This is a genomic window from Ancylobacter amanitiformis (assembly GCF_030814815.1).
Lineage (GTDB): Bacteria > Pseudomonadota > Alphaproteobacteria > Rhizobiales > Xanthobacteraceae > Ancylobacter > Ancylobacter amanitiformis.
On the sequence record NZ_JAUSVR010000001.1, the window covers coordinates 1 to 17,060 of the forward strand.

The window sequence follows — 17,060 nt, forward strand, 5'->3', positions numbered from 1 at the left end:
GATGCCGGGCAGATCATCGAGATGAACGAGCCCGAGGCGTTCTTCTCCAACCCGCAGCACGAGCGCACCAGGCTCTTCCTCAGCCAGATCCTGCATTGATGGCGCGTGGACCCTACCAGGCCGGCAGGCAATCGGCGGCGGTCGCAACGTGCAGCCGCGGTTCCCCGCCGGTTTTTTCGACGATCGCGCCGTCGAATTCCGGCATCAGCCGCGCGGAGAGGAGACGCCGCGTATAGGGGTCGCGAACGGCCGAAAGGTCGAGCTGCTCGGGACGGCAGCGCTCGACAATGCGCCCCTGATGCATGACCAGCACCTCGTCGGAGATCCAGCGCACCGCCTCGATGTCATGGCCGACGAACAGCATGGCGAAGCCGCGCTCCGCCTGCAGCCGCTTCAGGAGGTCGAGGATCTGCACCTTCACCGTCATGTCGAGCGCCGAGATCACCTCGTCGCAGATCAGCACCTCGGGCTCGCACAGCAGCGCCCGCGCGATGCAGGCGCGCTGGCGCTGGCCGCCGGAAAGCTGGTGCGGATAGCGCATGGCGTGGTCGGCATCGAGACCGACCTCGTGGAGCCCCGCGACGATGCGGGCGGCCTGCGCAGATGCGGGCACGCCGGCAAGCGCCAGCGGCTCGGCCAGGGCGCGGCCGATGGTGAGGCGCGGGTTGAGCGCGCCATAGGGGTTCTGGAACACCATCTGGCAGCGGCGGCGCAAGGCGCCGGGCAGCGGCCGCCCGCCCGGCTCGATCACATGGCCGAGCAGGCGGATGCGCCCGGCGGAAGGCGCGCGCAGCCCGGCAAGCGTTGCCGCCAGCGTGCTCTTGCCCGAGCCCGATTCCCCGAGCAGCCCGACCGTGCGGCCCGCCAGCAGGGAGAGCGAGGCGCCGTGCACGGCGCGGAACGACGTGCCGAACAGCCGGCGCGCGGCATAGTCGACACACACGGCTTCAGCTGTCACCGCAACCGGGCGCGCCATCGTCTGCGCCGCCGGCACGTCAGCCAGACGTCGCCGCGCGCCGACGAGGCGGGCGGTGTAGGGATCGCGCGGCCGGGAGATGACCTCCGCCGCCGGCCCGGTCTCGACAATGCGGCCGTGCTGCATCACCGCGATGGAATGGCCGAGCGCGCCCGCCACCGCCAGATCATGGGTGATGATCAGCAGGGCGAGGCGGCGATTGGCCTGCAGCCGCGCCAGCAGCGCCACGATGTCGGCCTGCACGCTGGCGTCGAGCGCGCTGGTCGGTTCGTCGGCGACGAGAAGGTCGGGCTCGCCGGCCAGCGCCATGGCGATCATCACCCGCTGCTGCTGGCCTCCGGAGAGTTGGTGAGGGTAACGCGTGGCCAGCGCCGCCGGGTCCGGCAGTTCCACCTCGGCAAGGCCGCTCACGATCCGCTGTCGCCGCTCGGCGGGCGCGGCGATGCCGGCGCGCCGCAGCGTCTCCTCGATCTGCTCGCCCACCCGCATGAACGGATTGAGGCAGGCCATCGGATCCTGAAACACCATGGCGATGCGCCGTCCGCGCAGCGCCCGCCAGCCGCGTTCGTCGCGCGGCGCCAGCACGCGACCGTCCACCGCGATGCGGGTCGCGGGATCGACCTCCAACCCATCCGGCAGCAGGCCGAGTAGAGACAGCCCCGTGAGCGACTTGCCGGAGCCGGATTCGCCGATGACGGCCAGCGTGCGCCCGGCCTCGAGATCGAGCGAGACGCCATCGACCAGCCGGCGTCCGCCAGCGCTTATGATGAGGTTGCGCAGGGAGAGAAGCGGTGCGGTCATGACGTCATCCTCGGGTCGATCAGGCGATGGAGGAGATCCGTGGCGGCGTTGATGATCACCAGTGCGATAGCGATGACGAGGATCGCGGCCTGGATCACCGGATAGTCGCGGCCGTGAATGGCGTTGAGCAGCAGGCTGCCGACGCCCGGCAGGCCGAACAGCACTTCCATGGTCAGGGTGCCGGCGACAAGGCTGGTCAGCACGAGGCCGGACAGTGCCAGCATCACCGGAACGGCGGTTGGCAGCAGATGGCGCAGCGCGATGCGCGAGGGCGCCAGCCCCTTGGCGCGGGCGGTGCGCACATGGGCGGAGGTTGCGGCCTCGCGCAGTTCCTCGTGCAGCGGCTTGACGATGAGCCCGGCGCTGTCGATCCCGATGATGATCACCGGCAGCACCATCGACCCGAGCACCGGCAGCCAGCCGAGCCAGATGGAAAAGACCAGGATGCCGACCACCCCGACGCAGAAGGTCGGCAGGGCGATCGACCAGACGTTCAGCACATCGACCAGCCCGCGCAGGCCGCGATGGCCGGTCGTCACCGCGCTCACCGCGACGCCGAGCGCGAGGAGCAGCGCGAAGCTGAAGCTCAGCGCCGTGAACAGCAGGGTCGTCGGCAGCGCGGTCGCCAGCATGGCCGAGACCGGCCGGCCGAAGCGGATCGACGCGCCGAAATCGCCGTTGAGCAGCCGCCAGCTCCAGCCGGCGAGCTGTTCGACGACGGGACGATCCAGCCCGAGTTGATGGCGCAGTTCCACCTGCTGGGCGGCGGTGAGATCGCCCTCAAGGCCCTTCACATCCACGGCGTCGCCCGGAATGAGCCGGGCCAGCAGGAAGACGATGACGACGATGCCGGCGGCCTGCGCCAGCATCCGGGCCAGGGTGAAGGCGAGGGGGGCGAGGCGGTGGAGGAGGTTGGTCATAGCGTGGCCTCGCCGGCCGCGCGCAGCGGATCGAGATGCCGACGCACCGCTTCGCCGAGGATGGACAGCGACAGGGTGAGCAGGATGATCGCGATCACCGGCGCCAGGATGACGTGCGGGGATGTCTCGATATAGCGGCTGGCATCGGCCACCATGCGGCCCCAGGTCGGCTCGTCGGGCGAGGAGCCGAGGCCGAGGAAGCTGAGCACCGATTCCGTCACCACGCAGCGCGGCAGCAGGATGGCCGCCTGGGTGACGAGCCCGCCGACAAGATTCGGCGCCAGATGCAGGCGCAGCACATGCAGCTTGCCGCCGCCGAACAGCCGCGCCGCCGTGACATAGTCCTTCACCGCCTCGCGGTGGAAGGTGGCGCGGGCGACATAGGCGAAGAACGGCGCGAAGGCCACGCCGAGGGCGATGACCACGGGCTGCGCCCCCGCGCCGAGCGCCACGATCAGCAGCAGCGCCAGCAGCACGTCCGGCATGGCGCGCACGAGGTCGATGAGCGCGAACATCACCGTCTCCGCCACGCGCCCGAGCGACAGCGCGACAAGGCCGAAACCGGCGCCGAGGACGAAGGCGACCAGTGCCCCGCCAAAGCCCACCATCAGCGTGGTACGGGCACCCATGGCGAGGCGGGAGAAAACATCCCGCCCCATGTGATCGGTGCCCAGCCAGTGCTCCGGCCCCGGGGGCTGGTTCAGCGCCAGAAGGTCCTGGTCGAGCGGGTCGAACGGGGCGACCAGCGGCGCGGCCAGCGCCAGTGCGACAATCGCCGCCAGCACCAGCGCGGCGATGACGGTGCGGGGGGAAAGCCCCCGCCGCACCGATTCGCCCGCCTCGGAGGGGAGCGCGAGGCTCACGACCGGCCCGCGAGCCAGGTCTGGGCCACGCCGCCATCCACCCGGTTCGGCGACCAGGTGAAGCCGGTCTCATAGCCCTCAACGCCCTTGCGGATGACGATCTGGTCGGCATCCATGCCGAGCGCGACGACATAATACTTGTCCATCACGATCTTCCAGGCGTCGAGATAAAGCTGGCGGCGGGTGACGAGGTCGGTTTCGGCCACCGCCTTCTTCACCAGCGCGTCGAACGCCTCATCCTGCAGGCCGCCCCACAGCACCGGGTTCGGCCCGTCGCTCATCAGCCGCACATAACGCAGGAAGATGTCGGCACGCGGACCCGAACTCATGCAGTTCATATCCCAGTCATACTGGCCGAGCCGCTTCTGGGTGCCGATGTCGTCGAGCGCGACATGGTTCACGTTGAAGCCGAGCTTGCGCACCATCTGCACCACGACCTGCGGGTAGCTTTCCTGCCAGGAGACGAACTCGATGGTTTCCTTGGTGGGATCGACGCCCGCCTCCTTCAGCAACGCCTTCGCCTTGGCGAGGTCCGCCTTGGCATGCGGGTCGGCCTTGAACAGCGCCTCGTCGAAATAGAGATTGCCCGGGCCGACCATCTGGTTGGAGACAACGCCGGTGCCCGCCGAGGCGAAGTTGATGAATGCCGCTTTGTCGATCGCGTAGGTGAGCGCCTGACGCACGCGCACATCATCGAAGGGCGGGCGGGGCTTGCGGTTGTTGAAGGCTACGAAGTACCAGCCAGCGTCCTTCAGCTGGGAAACACGCAGGTTCGGATCCTTGGCGAGCTGCTTGGCGATGTCGGCCGGCACGCTGGCAATGTCGATCTCGCCGGCGCGCAGGGCCAGCTGGCGGTCGGCGCCATCGCGCAGGTCCGCCTCGATCGCCGCGAGGTAGGGCATGCCGCCGCGCCAATAGGCGGTGTGGGCCGGGGCCGTGAGCTTCACCTTGGGCTGCCAGTCGCCGAAGGTGAAGGGGCCGGTGCCGATCGGGGTGGTGATGGTGTCGTCCCAGCCCGGAGATTTGGGCGAGAGGATCCACAGTTCGGACATCAGGTTCAACAGCGGCGCGTAGGGCTCGCGCATGGCGATGACCACGGTGCGGTCGTCCGGCGCCGTCACCGTGTCGACCAGCTTCATGGCCGAGGCGAGCCAGCCGCCCTTCACCTTCTCCTTCACGCGGGTGATGTTGGCGACCACGTCGCCGGCATTCATCACCGCGCCATTGTGGAATTTCACACCGTCGCGCAGCGTGAACGTGTAGGTCTTGCCGTCCGGCGAGATGCTGAAGCTCTCGGCGAGGAAGGGCTTCACCGAGCCGTCATCGCCGATCGAGGTCAGTGCCTCGACATAGATCTGCTGCACCGAGATCGAGCCGGTATGGCGATGGGGATCGGCGGTATCGAGCCCGAGCGTCGCGTAGCGCAGGACGCCCCCGCGCTGGGGATCGGCGGCGGCGCGGGCATTGTGCGGCTGGAAGCCGGTCAGCCCGCCGGCAAGGCCGACAGCGGCGGTACCGGCCAGGAATGTGCGACGGCTGAGACGTAGCGTGGTCATGGGCGGGTCTCCGAAACGGGAAGCTGAAGGGAGAGGGGGCGGGAGCCCGAACGCGAGGGTCCGGTCTCCTGCAGGGGCGTGCCGTCGGTTTGGTCCGCCGGCAGGCCGAGATGGGCGAGAAGGGTGGGGGCGATGTCGACCACCGCCACCGGGGCGGCGCGTTCGCCGGATGTGAAGCCGGCGCCGTCGATGACGAGCACCGGTGCCTGTTCATGGGCATTCAGGCCGCCATGCTGGCCGAAACCGAGCCGGTCGGCCTTGCCGCCCTGCGGCTTCACAGCAAGGCAGGAGCCGGGAATGCCGAAAGCATTGGGCGCCTCGTTTCCCTTCATCGACACCGCGAAGGCGAGGGCGCCGGCCGGGGCCTGCCCGACGGCGCCGAGTTCGTCCCTGCCGAATACCGCGCCGGCCCAGGCACGGCCGCGCAGGAAATCGTCGAGCCGCCCGCGCCGGCTTTCATGGTCGGGGTGCAGATAGATCAGCGCCGCGGTGCCGTTGGCGGCAACCACGACATCGTCGGAATGAAGCTCCGCCTTGAGGCCAGAAGCGACGAGTTCCTCCTCGATGTCGATAATACAGGTGATGGTCTCGTGGCCATGATCGGAGCCGGCGACCAGCAGCACGTCCTCGCCCTCGCGGCGCAGCGCTTCCACCGCGGCGATGACGCGGCCGAGATTGGCGTCGGCTGCCCTCAGCACCGAAAGATGGGCCGGCGAGCCCAGCGGCGTCTCGTGCTGGATATGGTCCGGTTCGCCCATCCACAGCACCGCGAGAGCCGGGCCGCCGGGAACCAGCGCTTCCGCGATGAAACGCGACGTCATCGCCGTATCGCCGGCGACGTCCAGTGCGATGTCGAGCCCGTTGGGAATCGGCACCCGCCCGGGTCCGAAGGAGCCGGCGCGATGGAACACCCGGCCGTGGCCGTCCGGGTCATGGGCATAGGCGGCGCCGGGCGAGACATTGTTGAAGACCATCGCACCGCCATGGCCGGCCATCCGCTCGGCAAGGGTCGGCGTGGCGAGGGAGCGGCCGGTGACGCGGCGCTTGTGCTGCAGGAAGTCGGGGTGGCCCACATCGTGGCGCACCAGCCGGCCGTCCTCGACCAGCACCATGGAATTGCCCTGCAGGCCGTGCCGCGCCGGCCAGCAGCCGGTCGCCAGGGTTGAGGACACCACCCGTGTGGCAGAGGGGAAGGCGGAGCGATAGCCGGCAAAGAAGGCGCCGCGCTCGCGCAGCGCCGCCAGATGGGGAGTGCGCTCCGCGTCGACGAAGTCACGACGCAGGCCATCGAGAATGACGAGGACAGCGCGGCGCATGGCTCAGCCCACCCGGTTCAGCACGAAGTCAAAAATGTCGAAATTGCGCAGTCGGTGGCCCGCCTCCGCCTCCAGCAGCGGATGCGAGAGAAGGAAGGGCACGCGCTGTTCCGACAGGCTGCCATGGGAGCGCAACCGCTCGCCGGCGAGCTGGGTGATATCGTGGTCTACCGCACGGGCGCCGAGCGCGAAGCCCTCGGCCCCCACCGCCACGAAATCGGCCTCGCGGTCTTCCGGCATCTCGAAACGGGCGGCGGCCTCCTCTCCCGTCAGGACGAGCGCGACGCCCGGCTGGGCGATCAGGAGATCCTGCACGGCCTGGCGGGACATGCCGTCCCCGAGCAGGTGGACGCGCACGAAGCCGCCGAGGGCGCCGTGATGCCTCACGAAGGGATCGGTGATCGGGCAGATCACCCGCGTCGCGCCCTCGCCGAAGGCGGTGTCCAGCACATCGCCGAGATAGGTCACGCGCGGCGCGCCATCAGGCTGGGCCATGTCGGTCATGCCGTGATCCGCGGTGATGCCGACAACCGCGCCGAGTTCCAGCAGCCGCGCCACGCGCGCATCCACCGCCGCCATGAAGGCCAGCGCCTCCGGGGCTTCCGGCGCATGCTTGTGCTGCACATAGTCGGACAGCGAGAGGTAGAGCACCTCGGCACGCCGCGCCTCGATCAGCCGGATGCCGGCATCGAGCACGAAGAGCGACAGTTCCGGCGAATACTGGTCGGGTTTCGGCAGGCCAACGAAGCTCGCCGCATCGTCTATGCCGTGTTCATCCTCCGTGGTGCCATTCGCACATTCGGCGGAGAAGGCGATGCCGTCGAGCCCGAAGGCCAGAGCCTTGCGCAGCTTGTCCTTGGCCGTGACCACCGCCACCGCGCTGCCGATGCCGGCCAGGCCGGCCAGAATGGTGGGCGCGCGCATCAGCGCGGCATCGAGCATCATCACGGTCTCGCCGGTGGCACGGTCGAGATAGAAATTGCCGGCCACGCCATGCACCGCCGGCGGCGCGCCGCACACGATCGACACGTTGTTCGGGTTGGTGAAGGTCGGCATGGCCGCATCGGCGAGGGCGAAGTGACCGTTCATGCGCATGGCGTCGAGCGCCGGCGTGACGCCGGCCTGCGTGGCGGCCTCGATATAGGCCGGGTCGCAACCATCGAAACAGATCACCACGGTGGCACGCCGCGGCCTGCGATAGTTTCGCCCGTTCACGTCAATGCATTCGCGCGACGCGCTGACGTCGGTCGTTATCATGTCCATTTTATCTATTCCGTTATTAAATCGTCGCAAACGAGAGGTAAGATTTTGTTTTTGTTTGTTATTATCTCTCGTTACTGTTGTCTTTATTATTGGCTATACACTGTGTGAGTAAAGCGATATTAGTTCCGTCATAGTGTGAGTATTTGGAACAAGGGCATGGCGCGCAGTCTTCCGCCGCTGAAGGCGGTCGTGGCATTCGAGGCGGTGGCCCGCATCGGCAGCGTCACGGGAGCCGCCCAGGAACTCGGCGTCACCCATAGCGCGGTCAGCAAGCAGCTCGCGGTGCTGGAGGCCTGGCTCGGCGCGCCGCTTTTCGACAGCAATCGACGCCACATGACGGCGACGCCACCGGCCCTGCGGCTGGCCTCCGCGGCCGGTGCGGCGCTGGACCTGCTCGCCGCCGCCATTGACAGCTTCATGCCGGACGACGCATCGGAGGTGCTCGATGTCATCGCCCCCGCCACGTTCGCCATGCGCTGGCTGATGCCGCGCCTGCCGGCCTTCGAGGCGGAGTTCAGCCATATCGATGTCCGCGTGCGGCCGATTCACACGGGCGAGGAGTGGAGCGGCATTCCTTTCGATGTGGTGATCCGGCGCGGCGAGGCGCTGCAGGGTGACCTGCGCAGCATCACCTTGCTGCGCGAGGAAATCGGGCTGCTGGCACGGCCGGAGGTCGCGGCGTCTCTCGCCACCTGCGCGGATCTGGCCGGCATTCGTCTGCTGGAATCGGTGACGCGGCCCGGCGAAATGGCACGCTGGCTGCTGGCGGCGAACATGCCGGCCGAGCTTGCCGCCGGCGCATCGCGCTTCGGCCATTTCTATATCGCGCTTGAAGCCTGTCTGGCCGGGCAGGGCGCCATCGCCGCACCGATCGAGGTCGTGTCGGATCTTCTCGCCCGTGGCGATCTCGTCGAGCCTTTCCCGCTCCTGCGCGTGAGTGGACCGGAGTATCGGCTCGGCTATGCACCCGCCGGTTTGCGGGCAAACCTTGCGGCCTCTTTCGCCGAATGGGCGCTGCGGACGGCGACGATCGATGCGGGGCTGGCGGCCGGAGACCCGTGAGGGCGCGGGCCCCCGTCTATGGCGGCTCGCCCGCCGTGGAGCGGGTTCCGGGTTTGCGGCTTGTTCGCCGCTGTCAGATGCGGGGCACCGCGACATACCCCCCGCCATCCCCGCGGATCACATCCATGGGAATGCCGTAGATGCGCGCCAGCGTATCGGGCGTCACGATCTCCTGCGGCGCGCCGCGCGCGATCAGCCGGCCACCATGCAGCGCGATGATGTCGTCGCAGAATCGCGCAGCCATGTTCACATCGTGCAGCACCACGATCACGCCGGTGCCGCGCTCCCGGCAGAGCCGACGGATCAGCGAGAGCGTTTCGATCTGGTGCGCGATGTCCAGCGCGGAAATCGGCTCGTCCAGCAGCAGGCAGCCCGCGTCCTGCGCCACCAGCATGGCAATCCACACACGCTGGCGTTCGCCGCCGGACAGCGTGTCGACCAGACGGTCGGCGAAGGCGCCGGTATCGGTCAGCGTGATCGCCTCCTCCACCTTCTGTCGATCCACCGTGGTGAACCGGCCGAGCGCGCCGTGCCAGGGATAGCGGCCGAGGGCTACCAGTTCCCGCCCGGTCATGCTGCCCGTCGCGGGCGATGATTGCGGGAGATAGGCGACATGGCGGGCGAAGGCCCGCGTGCCCCATTCCGAGAGCGGCCGACCTTCGAAGCGAATCTCCCCGCCCGTGGCTGCGTGCTGCCGGGCGAGCAGCTTCAGCAGCGTCGACTTGCCCGACCCATTATGCCCGATCAGCCCGACAACCCGCCCCTCCGGTAGCGTGAGGCTGAGCGGGTGCAGCAGCGTGCGGCCGTCAATGCGCATCTGGGCATCGAGGAGGTCAAACAGCGCGGGTGCGGGTGAGGGCGGGGCGATCATGCGCGATCCCGGCCGAAGGCAAAACGTATCGCCAGATTGAGCGTCGCCGGAAGCACCGACATATGCGTCTCGCCGGGGATGAGGGCGAATTCCGGTCGCAGGCCCGGTACCTGCGCAAGGCGCTCGGCCATCTCGCGTGTATTGTCCACGATCCGGCTCTCCTCGAAACCGGCGCGCCGCGTCTGCTCATCGGCGGCACCGATCTGGAACGGCGCGAGCTTCTGCTCATATTCGCCGGCAAGGAGCAGAACCCGCCCCTCGCTCGCGATGCCCTTCGAAACGAAGGTCTCGGCGCTATCGACGATGCCCGCGCCCTCCCACCAGATGGCCGGGCTGGCGGCGATCCACCGGGCAAAGGCGGCGGGGCGGCGAAACAGCGCGTGCAGCACGAACAGGCCGCCGAAGGAATGGCCGAGAATCGATTGCCGCGCCGGATCGACCGGAACGCGACGGGCGATTTCCGGCTTGAGCACGTCCTCGATGAAGGCGAGGAACCCGTCCGCGCCGCCGGTGCGAACCTCCGGCCCGTCCGGCGTGTGGGGCGGATAGGATTGGCCGGGCGGCGGCCCCATGTCCCAGGAGCGGCGCACGCTGTCATAGGCGCCCTCGACGGGATAGCCGATGCCCACCATCACGCCCCACGCGAGGCCGGTGCCCAGCGGATAGGCCGCCTGAACGCGCAGGATGTCGGCGGCGGTGCCGGCGACGGCGTTCGCGTCGAGATAATACAGCACCGGCCATCCCGCCGCCGGCGCCTCGCCCGGCGGCCGATAGAGATAGATGCGCCAGGGCTTGTCGCCGGAGGGGTCGCCGCCCGCGGGCGCCGCGATCTCGAAGACTTCCGTGTCGGGGATGGGGGCGGCGATCATGCGAGGACCTGCTTTCGCGAAAGGAGCCAGAGAAAGGCCGGTGCGCCGATCATCGAGGCGACGAGCCCGGCCGGCATCTGCCAGGGAAAGGCGACGGTGCGGCCGAGGAAATCGGCCGTCACCAGGATGAGTGCCCCGATGAGCGCCGCGCCGTAGAGTTCGCTTAGAGGCCGGCGCAGGCCGAGGAGCCGGGCCGCATGCGGAGCCACGAGGCCCACGAAGGACAGCGGCCCGACCAGCAGCGTCGCCAGCGCCGTCGCCACCGCCGCGAGCATCAGCAGCAGCAGCCGGCCCGCGCCAAGGGGCATGCCGAGCGCGCGCGCCGTGTCCTCGCCCAGAGGCAGCAGGCCGAGCCATCGCCGCACCAGCGGCAGCAGCGCCAGCAGCGCGAGCGCGGCAAGGAGGCTCGCGCCGGCGGCCGAGGTATCGAGGCCATAGGTCGAGCCGGTCATCCAGTTGAACAGCAGGATGGCGCGGGGATCGCCGCTGGCCATCAGCACGCTGACCAGCGCGTCGAGCAGCGCACCGACCGCGATGCCCGCAAGGATGATCCGCTCCGGATTGGCCTTCGACACGCGGGCGACCAGCAGCAGCACGATCAGCGCCAGAAAGGCCCCGAGCGAGGCGGCCAGCGTCTGTTCCAGACGACTGGTCTCGGCGATCAGGAAAATCGCGACGGTGAGGCCGCCGGCGGCACCCGCGCTGACGCCCATCACTTCCGGGCTCGCCATCGGGTTGCGGGTAAGGCGCTGCAATACGCATCCCGCCACCGCCAGCAGCGTGCCCCCCGCCAACGCCGCCACCGCGCGGGGCAGGCGAAGCGTCCAGACGGCCGAGGGATCGCCCGGCAGGGCCAAGCTCCACCCGCCCAGATTTGACCCCAGCGGATCTGGCCCCAGCAGGCTCGACACCGTGAGCGCGAGAAGCAGCAGCGCGCCCAGCAGCAGCAGGCGTCGCCCCGGTCGTCCCGCACTCTGCCCAAGCCGGACGGCGAGGCTGCCGGCGGCGGCCGGCGGCAGGCGAAGGCGCGGGATGATCCAGAGCAGCAGCGGGGCGCCGAACAGCGCGGTGACCGCGCCGGTCGGAATCATCTGCGCATAGACGCCGGCGGCGACCTGCACCATCTGGTCGGTGGCCCAGAGCAGCGCGGCGCCGGTCGCGGCGGAGGCGAGGAGCCACGCCCCGATCCGGCGCGCGCCCGCGATCCGCGCCAGCGCCGGCGCGGCGAGGCCGATGAAGCCGATGCAGCCCACGCTGGCGACGACGAACGCGGTCAACGCGACCGCCACCAGCAGCGCGGCGAGCCGAACCATGCCGACGGAGAGCCCGAGACTGCGCGTCTGCGCGTCCTCCATCCCCAGCAGCGCGAGCGGGCGCAGCAGCAGGGCGGCCGCGAGCGCGGCAATCGCCAGACGCGGCGCCAGGAACAGCGGTTCCTCCCACCCCTGCAGGCTCAGCGAGCCGGCACCCCACAGGAACAGGCCGGCCAGATAATGGCTCTCGAACAGGGCGAGCAGCGCGGCGAGCGAGGCGCAATACAGCCCGGCCACCATGCCGGCGAGGATGACCACCAGCGGCGCGAAGCCGCTGCGCCGCGACAGCAGCAGCACGACGGCGATAGCGAGCAGGCCACCGGTCAGCGTCACCCATTCCCGCCCGAAGTCGAGCAGGCCCGGCATCCAGATCAGGGCGGACGAGAGCGCGAGATTGGCGCCGGACTCGATGCCCAGCGTCGTCGGCGAGGCGATTGGATTGCGCAGCACCTGCTGCAGGATGGCGCCGGCAAGGCCAAGCGCCGCGCCCGCCAGCAGGCTCACCACGAGGCGCGGGGCGAAGCTGTAGGCAGCGAGCAACTGGACCGGGACGCTTGCGTCCGGCCGGACCATCGCCGCCCACCATCCGCCGGCCGGCAGCAGCATGGCGAGGTTCGCCACCGTGCCGGCAAGGCCGAGGACGCCCAGGCCGAGAACCAGCAGGGCGGGACCGACGCGAAACGGCGCCGGCGTGCGCGGTTGCGCGCGTGCCGCATCAGCCATCATCCCGCTCTCCGGCGAGATGGAGCGTCAATTGCCGGGCGAAGCGCATGGCCGAGGGCAGCATGCCGAACATGAGGACGGCGGGCAGGCGGATGACCCGCCCGGCCTGCACGAAGGGAAGGCTACGCCAGAGCGGGCTGGCCTCCAGACGGCCCAGCGTGTCGGCCGCGATCGGTTCCAGATAGACCAGGCGACTGGCCGGGCTGGCCGCCAGCGCCTCGATGCCCACGGTGCTGAAGCCCCAGTAATTGCTGGGCTGGGTCCAGCCATTGACCAACCCCACACGCTCCAGGACATCGCCGAACAGGCTCCCCGCCCCATAGACGCGCACATGCCGGGCGTCGAGGAAGTTGACCGCCAGCACCGGCCGTCCCGCGAGGCCGGCCGCGGCGAGATGAAGGCGCGCCTCATCCATGCAGGCCTGCGCCCGTGCGATCAGCGCCTCGCCCGCACCCTCCCGGCCGAGGGCGGCGGCGAGCTGGTTCGTGGCCACCACGCTGCGGTCAAAGGCATGACCAACCGGCGGCGCATAGACCGAGAAGGTTCGGGTCGAGGCAAAACGTGCCAGCAGAGGCGCGATGGCGTCGAGATAGGGCGTCGTCACGATGAGGTCCGGCTTCAGCGCGGCGAGAATTTCCAGATTGGGCTCGCGGTCGGTGCCGAGATTGACGATGCCGGGCGGCAGCGCCGGCTCGACCACCCATTGCGCCCAGCTGGCGGGATCGGGCAGCGCGACCGGGGGCAGTCCCATCTCGATCAGGGTCTCGGCAAGGCCGAAATCCATCGAGACGATGCGCAGCCCCGCAATGACCTGCTCCGCCGCTGCTGAACGCGACAACGGGATCGCGGCGGCGGCGGAAAGCCCGCCGAGCATCACGGCCCGGCGGGAGGGCATGGACGACACGCTCACCAGCGATACTTCAGGCCGGCGAGAACGGTGCGCGGTGCCCCGAGATAGCAATAGCCGGCATCGCAGGTGACATATTCCTCATCGAGCAGGTTCTGCGCGTTGACCTGCAGGCTCCACCCTTTCAGCTTGGGGTCGAGATGGCTGAAATCGTAGCTGATCTTGGCATCCACGAGGGTGTAGGCGCTGTTCTGGAACGTATTGAGCGAGTCGCCCCAGGTGGCGCCGACATAGCGCACGCCGGCACCTATGCCGAGGCCCACCAGCTTCGAGCCGGGCTGGAACTGGTAGTCGGCCCAGAACGCGAACGTGTTTTCCGGCGTGCCCGACGGCACCAGGCCGATCGTCTCCGCGGCGCCCGAGACATTGACCATGTCGAGATAGCTGTAGGCGCCGCGCACCTTCAGCCCCGCGCCGAGATTGGCGACCGCCTCAAGCTCGAAGCCGCGCGCCCGGACCTCGCCGGTCTGCACCTGATAGAGCGGGTTCGCATCATCCGTCACCAGACCGTTATTCTGGTCGATCTGGAACACCGCGGCGGCGATATAGCCATCGAAGCCGGTCGGCTGGTATTTCACGCCCGCCTCGATCTGCTTCGCGGTGGTCGGCGTAAAGGCCGTGCCGGCCATGTCCACGCCGAGATTGGGCGCGAAGGAGGTCGCATAGCTCACATAGGGCGCGAGGCCGTTGTCGAAGCGGTAGGTCAGACCGGCGCGCCCGGTGAATTCGCTGTCGTCGATGGTCTCGGAGCTGTTGTCGAGCAGGTCGTCGCTCTTGGTGTCGACCCAGTCCTGCCGGCCACTCAGGGTCAGGATGAGACGATCGAAGGTCGCCTGTTCCTGCACATAGAGGCCGGTCTGGTTCTGCCGCTGGCGGTAGCGCGAGGCGTTGAGCTCGGGATCATAGGTGGGCCCGACCGGCTGGCCGGCATTCAGGTCATAGTCGGACGCCGTGCCATAACCGATGCCGCCATCCAGCGCGAGATAGGAATAATCGAGCCCCACCAGCAGCTTGTGCTCGATTCCACCGGTCGCGAAATTCGCCTCCAGCTGATTGTCGACGACGAAGGAGTCGAGATAATCATGCACGAAGCCGGTGTAGCGGCTGGCAATATTGGTCGCCGCGTCCACCGCGCTGGTGCCGGCATAGCGCACCGAGGTGTTGGCGCTGCCATAGCGCAGGTTCTGCCGGACGGTGAAGACCTCGTTTATGTCGTGCTCCGCGAGATAGCCGACGCGGTACTGCTCCTGGTTCTGCGCGTTGTAGTCGCCGAAATTCTTCGAGAAGGTTTCGGTTCCGCTGCCGGTCCAGCCGAAATAGGGCAGGGAGGCCGGTGTTTCCGACTTCTGGTATTCGCCGAGGAAGGTGATGCGGGTATCGTTGCTCGGCTTCCATGTCAGCGCCGGGGCGATGAAGTTCACGTCGTTGGTGCCGCCATTATAGACGTTCGGCGAGCCGGCATCGCGCAGCACGCCGGTCAGGCGGTAGAGCCACGTGCCGTCCTTGTCGGCCGGGCCGCCAATGTCGAACTGGCCCTGCCACCAGTCATAGGTGCCGCCCTGCAGCTCGACCTCGCCGAAAGCCTCCTCGGTCGGCCGCTTCGAGGTCATGTCCACAAGCCCGCCGGGCGAGCCGAGCCCGTACAGGGCGGAACTCGGGCCGCGCAGCACCGTCACGCTCTCCACGCCATAGGGCTCGACCTTGAAGATCGACATGTTGGCGCCCGGCAACCGCAGGCCGTCGCGGTAGATGCCGTTATAGGTCACGTCGAAGCCGCGGATGGAGAACGCGTCGAAACGCGGATCGTAGCCGCTCTGCTGGGTGCGCACGCCCGGCGTGTAGGCCACGGCATCGGTCAGCGTCTGCACGTTGCGGTCGTTGAGTTCCTCGCGCGTGACGACGGAAATCGACTGCGGAATTTCGATGAGGGGCGTGTCGGTCTTGGTGCCGGCGGTGCTGGTCGAGGCGACATAGCCGACCGTGCCCTGACCCTCGACGGCGATGGTTTCAAGCTCGATGGAATCCGGATCGGCGCTCGCCGCGCCGGTACGAATGGCGGGATCGATGACGGTGACGCGGTTCTGCGCGGTGAAGCGATAGCTCAGACCGGTGCCGCGCAGCAGCATGTCCAGCGCTTCCGGCGCGCTGAGCGTGCCCACCACCGGGCTGGAGCGCCGACCACCGAACTTTCCCGTGTCGAAGAACACGCGCACGCCGGCCTTCTGCGCGAAGGAGAGCAGGGCGTCGTTCAGATCCTGCGCGGGGATGCTGAAGGCCATGCGCGCCGGCGTCACGCTGGCCGTGGCCTGCGCCTGCGCGGGGGCGGAGGGGGCCATCAGACTGACGCCAGCGGCCACTGCCGCGAGGGTGAGGGCGCGATGCGCCACATTCCCACGAAAATGCCGCCGCTGCCGCAAAGGAGCCGAACGCGTCATGGGGTCTTGTTCCTTCCTGCCAGATGGCGCGACACACGCATCGTCCGGCCTTGGCACCGGCTTGCAGTAGGGAAGACAACCGAGCGGGGGAAAGCCGTAAAAGATTCTCGAGGCTTTCCGCGAAAATCTAATAAAGCACTGTGATAAAAGGATAAATAGACCTTGCGCCGATGCCGAGTTCGGTGGTGATCGTCTCGATCGCGTCGCCGAGGTCATTCGTGGCGAAAACGCCGCTGACCCGGCGCCGGGCCAGGCTGTCATCGAGAATGACGATGCGGCCGCGCCGATAGCGGTTCAGCGTCTCCACCACATGGCGCAGCGGGGTGTCGCTGAACACGAGCATGCCACGCCGCCAGGCCGTCGCCGTCTCGATGTCGCGCGTGCGGACCTCGCCGATGCCCCGCCCGGCGGCGTAGCGCACTTCCTGCCCCGGCGAGAGCACGACGCCATTGCCCGTGGCGCGGTCCTTCAGCGCGACTTCGACATCGTGCTCGACCGCCAGCACGTCGGCACCTTCGCCTGCCTGCTCGATGACGAATTGCGTGCCAAGCGCCGTGGCGGTTCCCCCGGCCGCCTCGACCACGAAGGGGCGCGTCTCCATCCCCGCTCGTGGCGCGGCTGCGAAGAAGATTTCCCCGGCGAGCAGCCGGACGCGGCGCTCCTTGTCGGTGAAGTCGAGGGCTAGGGCACTGTCGGGGCCAAGCTCCACCTCGCTGCCATCGGGGAGCGCCACGCGGCGCAATTCGCCCGGAGCGGTCCGGTAGTCCGCCGCCGCCAGCAGCCACGGATCGCCAAAATGGAAGCGGGCAGCGCCGGCGGCGACCAGCACGGCCAGCACCAGGGCGATACCGATGCCGGCCCTGCGGCGTCTGGCACGGCTGCGGCGCCAGTCGGGCAGCAGGTCCCGCAGGGGGCCCGGATCGTGACGCAGTAGCGAAAGCTCACGCCAGGTCGACCCCGCCTCCTCGAAGGCGGCGCGGTGCTCGGGGTCGGCGGCGAGCCAGTCGCGCAGCGCGCGTGTCTCGGCCTCGCTGAGCGACGCGCCTTCGAGCCGCGCCACCCATTCGGCGGCGCGCAGGCCGATTTCATCCGGTTGCCCGTCGACCCAGCTCACCGCCGAACGTCCGCAAATCGATGCCCGCACATCGAAGCCCCCAATTCATGTCCGCGCCGCTATAGGACATT

At 68.8% G+C, this 17,060-nt stretch carries 13 protein-coding genes and 1 pseudogene; 2 read left to right on the forward strand and 12 right to left on the reverse strand.

The features are described from left to right. Positions 1-99 (forward strand): annotated as a pseudogene (locus QOZ99_RS00005) (amino acid ABC transporter ATP-binding protein); the annotation flags it as partial. Between the two features lie 13 nt (positions 100-112). On the opposite strand, the gene QOZ99_RS00010 reads toward QOZ99_RS00005, so the two are convergent. The 6 genes from QOZ99_RS00010 to phnA are packed head-to-tail and all read right to left on the reverse strand — an operon-like array spanning position 113 to position 7,689. After that, the gene (locus QOZ99_RS00010; RefSeq protein WP_306887814.1) at positions 113-1,777 is read right to left on the reverse strand and encodes a dipeptide ABC transporter ATP-binding protein; all 1,665 of its coding nucleotides are present in this window, start codon (positions 1,775-1,777) and stop codon (positions 113-115) included. Then, positions 1,774-2,697: an ABC transporter permease gene (locus QOZ99_RS00015; RefSeq protein ID WP_306887815.1), complete on the reverse strand. Its 924-nt coding sequence runs from the start codon at positions 2,695-2,697 to the stop codon at positions 1,774-1,776. The genes QOZ99_RS00010 and QOZ99_RS00015 overlap by 4 nt, the downstream gene beginning before the upstream one ends. Continuing rightward, positions 2,694-3,560: an ABC transporter permease gene (locus QOZ99_RS00020; protein ID WP_306887816.1), complete on the reverse strand. Its 867-nt coding sequence runs from the start codon at positions 3,558-3,560 to the stop codon at positions 2,694-2,696. The genes QOZ99_RS00015 and QOZ99_RS00020 overlap by 4 nt, the downstream gene beginning before the upstream one ends. Then, entirely contained in the window at positions 3,557-5,116 is a 1,560-nt protein-coding gene (locus tag QOZ99_RS00025) for an ABC transporter substrate-binding protein (RefSeq protein WP_306887817.1), read from the reverse strand. Before QOZ99_RS00025 ends, QOZ99_RS00020 begins: the two co-directional genes overlap by 4 nt. Further along, positions 5,113-6,432 (reverse strand): alkaline phosphatase family protein, encoded by a 1,320-nt coding sequence (locus tag QOZ99_RS00030; protein WP_306887818.1) that lies wholly within the window; start codon positions 6,430-6,432, stop codon positions 5,113-5,115. The genes QOZ99_RS00025 and QOZ99_RS00030 overlap by 4 nt, the downstream gene beginning before the upstream one ends. A gap of 3 nt (positions 6,433-6,435) precedes the next feature. Then, positions 6,436-7,689, reverse strand: coding sequence for a phosphonoacetate hydrolase (phnA, locus tag QOZ99_RS00035; protein ID WP_306887819.1), 1,254 nt, complete (start codon positions 7,687-7,689; stop codon positions 6,436-6,438). A 162-nt stretch (positions 7,690-7,851) separates the two neighbouring features. On the opposite strand from phnA, the gene QOZ99_RS00040 reads away from it, so the two are divergent. Next, entirely contained in the window at positions 7,852-8,757 is a 906-nt protein-coding gene (locus QOZ99_RS00040; protein WP_306887820.1) for a LysR family transcriptional regulator, read from the forward strand. A 73-nt stretch (positions 8,758-8,830) separates the two neighbouring features. Here QOZ99_RS00040 and QOZ99_RS00045 read toward each other — a convergent pair whose 3' ends face one another. The 6 genes from QOZ99_RS00045 to QOZ99_RS00070 all read right to left on the reverse strand — a co-directional run bounded on the left by QOZ99_RS00045 (position 8,831) and on the right by QOZ99_RS00070 (position 16,989). Further along, complete coding sequence (locus tag QOZ99_RS00045) at positions 8,831-9,628, reverse strand: ATP-binding cassette domain-containing protein (protein WP_306887821.1); 798 nt, start codon at positions 9,626-9,628, stop codon at positions 8,831-8,833. Further along, positions 9,625-10,497 (reverse strand): alpha/beta hydrolase, encoded by an 873-nt coding sequence (locus QOZ99_RS00050; RefSeq protein ID WP_306887822.1) that lies wholly within the window; start codon positions 10,495-10,497, stop codon positions 9,625-9,627. The genes QOZ99_RS00045 and QOZ99_RS00050 overlap by 4 nt, the downstream gene beginning before the upstream one ends. Next, complete coding sequence (fhuB, locus tag QOZ99_RS00055; protein ID WP_306887823.1) at positions 10,494-12,536, reverse strand: Fe(3+)-hydroxamate ABC transporter permease FhuB; 2,043 nt, start codon at positions 12,534-12,536, stop codon at positions 10,494-10,496. Before fhuB ends, QOZ99_RS00050 begins: the two co-directional genes overlap by 4 nt. After that, a complete protein-coding gene (locus QOZ99_RS00060) occupies positions 12,526-13,443 on the reverse strand; it encodes an iron-siderophore ABC transporter substrate-binding protein (protein ID WP_306887824.1) in 918 nt (305 codons plus the stop codon). The genes fhuB and QOZ99_RS00060 overlap by 11 nt, the downstream gene beginning before the upstream one ends. Next, complete coding sequence (locus tag QOZ99_RS00065; RefSeq protein WP_306887825.1) at positions 13,440-15,776, reverse strand: TonB-dependent siderophore receptor; 2,337 nt, start codon at positions 15,774-15,776, stop codon at positions 13,440-13,442. Before QOZ99_RS00065 ends, QOZ99_RS00060 begins: the two co-directional genes overlap by 4 nt. Positions 15,777-16,002: 226 nt before the next feature. Then, positions 16,003-16,989, reverse strand: coding sequence for a FecR family protein (locus QOZ99_RS00070; RefSeq protein ID WP_306887826.1), 987 nt, complete (start codon positions 16,987-16,989; stop codon positions 16,003-16,005). Between the last annotated feature and the right edge of the window lie 71 nt (positions 16,990-17,060).

Bases quoted from the DNA above. Each gene is read 5' to 3' on its own strand.
- QOZ99_RS00010 (WP_306887814.1), bottom strand. From the start codon at position 1,777: ATGACCGCACCGCTTCTCTCCCTGCGCAACCTCATCATAAGCGCTGGC.
- QOZ99_RS00015 (WP_306887815.1), bottom strand. From the start codon at position 2,697: ATGACCAACCTCCTCCACCGCCTCGCCCCCCTCGCCTTCACCCTGGCC.
- QOZ99_RS00025 (WP_306887817.1), bottom strand. From the start codon at position 5,116: ATGACCACGCTACGTCTCAGCCGTCGCACATTCCTGGCCGGTACCGCC.
- QOZ99_RS00030 (WP_306887818.1), bottom strand. From the start codon at position 6,432: ATGCGCCGCGCTGTCCTCGTCATTCTCGATGGCCTGCGTCGTGACTTC.
- phnA (WP_306887819.1), bottom strand. From the start codon at position 7,689: ATGATAACGACCGACGTCAGCGCGTCGCGCGAATGCATTGACGTGAAC.
- QOZ99_RS00040 (WP_306887820.1), top strand. From the start codon at position 7,852: ATGGCGCGCAGTCTTCCGCCGCTGAAGGCGGTCGTGGCATTCGAGGCG.
- QOZ99_RS00045 (WP_306887821.1), bottom strand. From the start codon at position 9,628: ATGATCGCCCCGCCCTCACCCGCACCCGCGCTGTTTGACCTCCTCGAT.
- QOZ99_RS00050 (WP_306887822.1), bottom strand. From the start codon at position 10,497: ATGATCGCCGCCCCCATCCCCGACACGGAAGTCTTCGAGATCGCGGCG.
- fhuB (WP_306887823.1), bottom strand. From the start codon at position 12,536: ATGATGGCTGATGCGGCACGCGCGCAACCGCGCACGCCGGCGCCGTTT.
- QOZ99_RS00065 (WP_306887825.1), bottom strand. From the start codon at position 15,776: ATGGCCCCCTCCGCCCCCGCGCAGGCGCAGGCCACGGCCAGCGTGACG.